Genomic DNA, 650 nt, shown 5'->3' on the forward strand with positions numbered 1-650 from the left:
CGACGTCTTTAATTGGCTGGAAAGCCGGGGCAAAAATCATTCACCGCCCTCCTCAGCAAGTTCGCGGACGACAAACTTCTTGCCTCTGGCTGTAATGATGCTCGGAGTGTGCTCCAGCTCGAACCGGGTAATCAGATCTGGCGTCAGCAGATATACCGGCGCGTCAAAGTTGTCGGTGACACTCTTGTAGGAATCCCAGCCTTTGTCTTTATCGAACTCTGTAGCGATATAGGTGATCCGTTGTACGCCAGGTTCCTGCTTGATTTCAGGCAGCTTCTTGGCGAGCAGCTCCATTTGCTTTTTGTCCAGTGGGTCGAAAATCACAACTGCTTGGGTAAATGGCCGCGTTCCAGGCTTGCAAACTTCCTTCGGATCGCACAACGGGTTAATCACGTCACCAGCGTGAGCGAACACAGTGCCATCCGGAGTGCTTATGTCACTGGTGATCATGACGCTGGGGTCAATCTCTCGGGTTCGAGATTTGGGCGCTCTGGGTAGCTCATTGAAGTTTTGCTTGGTCCAGAAGCGCTCTACAGCCTGTTTCTTCTTCTCTTCCCAGTCGATATTGGCAAGGCGTTTCTTGGCAACATCAATAAGGTCTGGCTCGCTGATTTTCTCCACTGGCCCCTTAACGCCGAGATCGCCTTTTT

The 650-nt window shown here is 51.8% G+C and carries 1 pseudogene; it reads right to left on the minus strand.

The features are described 5' to 3' along the window. Positions 1-36: 36 nt before the first annotated feature. Positions 37-650, minus strand: a pseudogene (locus tag BHE89_RS19435) (TrbC family F-type conjugative pilus assembly protein); the annotation flags it as partial.

The sequence above is a fragment of the Shigella sp. FC1967 genome (assembly GCF_001743005.1).
GTDB lineage: Bacteria > Pseudomonadota > Gammaproteobacteria > Enterobacterales > Enterobacteriaceae > Proteus.